Here is a 3,076-nt window from a genome sequence, read left to right as displayed (position 1 = left end):
TGGGACACCGGGCAGGACATCTTCCTGATCGGCACGCGCTACGGCGTCCCCGCCGTGTTTGACGTGCCCACGACGGGCTTCGGCACGGGACGCCAGTTGCACACATGGGTGGGCATCGCACCGAACACCCCGGTGGGACAGCTCCCGGCGCCGTCGCTGACGGGGATCTGGGTGCTCTACGACTACGTGGGGGAGGACGAGCAGTTCGTCACTGACCCATCCCTGCAGATCCCGGAGACGACATGAGCGAGAGCGCAAGCGCCCAGCCGACCGCCGGCGAGATCCTGACGGCGCTCAGGACGGCGCCGGAGGGCGTCCGGCGCGCCATCGGCCATCTCCTGCTACCGGGGCCACCACCGCCCATGCCGGCGCCAAAGGCGGGGGTGCGCGTCCTGGCCAACGGCGCCGAGGTTTCGAAGACGGCGGCGGCGGTGACGGTGGGCCTGCCGGCGGGGCAGAGCCGCTTCGACACCCTGAACTTCCTGACCGGCACGCTCTCCGTCACCAGCGCCACCAGCGGGCGCCAGGTGGACATCAGCACCGGCACGCCACACGCCCTCCTCGACGGCGTGACGGACAACGACACCATCGCCCAGGCGCCCGCCAAGGGCATGGTCGTCGTGGGCAACGCCACCCCGAAGTGGGCGGGGCTGGCGGTAGGGCTGGACGGGCTGCGGCTCGTGGCGCGCGCCGCCGCGGCGCTGGGAGTCGCCTGGGAGACGGACAAGCGGGGCATCAACCTGCTCATCGACGGCGGCGGCTCCGTGATCACGACGGGCATCAAAGGGACGTTCGGCGTCCCCTTCGCCTGCACGGTGGCGAACTGGCGGCTGGAGGGCGACCAGTCCGGCTCGGCGACGGTGGATGTGCTCTCCGCGCCCTTCGGCACCGCCCCGTCCTACGCCTCGATGGTGGGCGCCGGGACGAAGCCCGTCGTCAGCGGCGCCGTGGCGTCCGCCCTCACCGCACCGTCGGGCTGGACGACGACGACCATTGCCGCCAACACGACCATTCAGGTGAACGTCGTCAGCGTGGCGACGTTTCTGCGGCTCACCCTCTACCTGGAGCTTGACCTGACATGAACGTCCGCCCCGCCACCGACATCGCCGAGGTTGGACGCCTCTTCGCGGCGGCGCGCGACGCTGGCACGTTCGGCGAGTGGGGGGGCGTCCGCGACCAGGGTGAGCAGGACGCGCGCGAGGACATCGCCCAGGACGGCCGCGAGCTGTGGATGGTGCACGACGACGCGGGCGCGGCGCGCGGCTGGCTGCGCTGTGTGCAGGCGGGGCAGCGCGCGGACGCCGCGGGGACGCCCCGTCTCGTCTGGCGGTACGCCCTCTACGTCCTCGACCCGACCCTGCCGCCGATGACGTTCGCACGGCTCTACCTCGGCGCCTGCAAGCGCGTTGCGCTCGCACACCCGGAGGCGATCATGGAGGGGAGCGTGGTGGCGGGGGGCGCGCTCGACAGGCTCTGGCAGCGCTACATCGCCGACTGGCGCGAGCTGCGTGATGAGCCGCGTGCCGGAGGCGGCACACTCCGGGCCGCCTACTACCACGGCCCGGCAGCCGAGTTCGCCGCGAGGCTGCCCTGATGGCCCCTGACGCGCGTTTCCTGCAGGTCTACCAGGCATTCGGCTGGACGACGACCACCTGGATGGCGCAGGGGACGGACGGCGGCCCCGGCGCTCTGCCCGCCGGCGTGACGCTCGTGCCGGGCGGCGGCGGCGACCCGGTGCACCCGTTCGCCGGCGCGCTGGGCGAGCAGGTGCTCAAGTTCGCCGCCGGCTCGTCGCTCACCATCAGCAGCGAGACGGGCGCCGGGAATGGCGTGACGCCGACGGCGACAAAGCGCTGGGCGCTCATCTGGTCGGGCATCCTCTGGCTCCCCGCCTACCCGGCCGCCGAGGGGACGCTGCTCAGCGGCGCGAACGACCCGTTCGCCCTCAACGTCACCCCCGCGGGCGCGCTCAGACTCTACACGGGGAGCGGCCTGCCGCTCGTGGGGACAAGCACGGCCGTACTGCCGACGGGGCAGTGGCTGCAGCTTGAGGTCTGGGAGGCGTACAGAGACAGCGCGGGCAACCTGCTCACGACGAAGCAGTGGGTGGTCAGGACGGCGACGCTGACCGCGCCGCCCGTCTACACGACGTTCCTCAACGTCAACGCGAACCCGAGCCAGAACCTGGCGTCCGGCGGCTTCACCGCGAGCTGGGGGTCAACATCGAGCGTCGCGCCGTTCGGACTGAACCCGTTGTTCTACGTCTGCAACGTCTGGGGCGGCTGGGAAGACGCGGCCAACCCGATGGGCGTGCATCGCGTAGACGGGCAGCGGCCGAGCGTGGTGAAGGGCGTCGGCCACTGGAACCAGTGGCCGGGCAACCCGGCCCACGTCAACGAGGCGCTGCCGGACGGCACGACGACGCAGGACACGGCGGCCGTGGACTCCGGCAACTCCCCGTGGTCGCAGCTCTACCGGCTCACCGACCCGGCCTACATCGCGGCGGCCGACCTGCTCACGGACAGCCTGATGCTGGGAGAAGAGATCAGCGTCACGCCGGGCGCCAAGGGCGTCACCAACAACCTCTTCCCGATGATGTCGGACGGCGTGAACGACCACAACTGGACGGCGCTCGCGCTGGTGAGCGGCTATCAAGAGGCGTTGCGGCTGACGCTTTCAGAGTCGGCGCCCTGGTCGTCGCCGCAGTGGACGCTCGGGCAGCTCACAGCGATGCAGGCCGGCGCGCAGGCGACGAGCAACGCGACGGGAGGGAGCGGCAACAACGCCGTGGCGATGAGCACCGTGCTGATGCTGGTGCCGTACCAGAAGGCGGGGGAGACGGGGACAGCGCTGCCGGCGCCCGTGACGGCCGGTTTTCCCTACAGCCGGGTCGTGCTGGTGTAAGATTCGAGGGAGAAAGAGAGGACGCATGACACCAGAACAGGCGACGGCGGCGCGGCAGACGCTCGCCGATGTGTTGCAGGCGCTGACGACGCTGGGGCAACTGCTCACGGCGGCCGAGGGCGGCCAGTCCGAGACGACGGAGATCATCGCCGCCGCGCTCCATCAGGGCCAG

At 71.4% G+C, this 3,076-nt stretch carries 4 protein-coding genes; all 4 read left to right on the top strand.

The genetic code is table 11. The features are described 5' to 3' along the window. A partial coding sequence (locus KGI06_06090; GenBank protein ID MDE1871778.1) for a hypothetical protein occupies nucleotides 1-246 on the top strand: 246 nt, incomplete at its 5' end. Further along, the gene (locus tag KGI06_06085) at nucleotides 243-1,082 is read left to right on the top strand and encodes a hypothetical protein (GenBank protein ID MDE1871777.1); all 840 of its coding nucleotides are present in this window, start codon (nucleotides 243-245) and stop codon (nucleotides 1,080-1,082) included. The genes KGI06_06090 and KGI06_06085, both read left to right, overlap by 4 nt. Next, nucleotides 1,079-1,594, top strand: coding sequence for a hypothetical protein (locus KGI06_06080; GenBank protein MDE1871776.1), 516 nt, complete (start codon nucleotides 1,079-1,081; stop codon nucleotides 1,592-1,594). Before KGI06_06085 ends, KGI06_06080 begins: the two co-directional genes overlap by 4 nt. Further along, nucleotides 1,594-2,904 (top strand): hypothetical protein, encoded by a 1,311-nt coding sequence (locus tag KGI06_06075; GenBank protein MDE1871775.1) that lies wholly within the window; start codon nucleotides 1,594-1,596, stop codon nucleotides 2,902-2,904. Before KGI06_06080 ends, KGI06_06075 begins: the two co-directional genes overlap by 1 nt. Nucleotides 2,905-3,076 lie beyond the last annotated feature (172 nt).

It is taken from the genome of Candidatus Micrarchaeota archaeon, from assembly GCA_028866575.1.
Lineage (GTDB): Archaea > Micrarchaeota > Micrarchaeia > Micrarchaeales > Micrarchaeaceae > UBA12276.
Note: the sequence above shows the minus strand (reverse complement) of the source record. Positions and strands in the feature narration are given on the sequence as shown.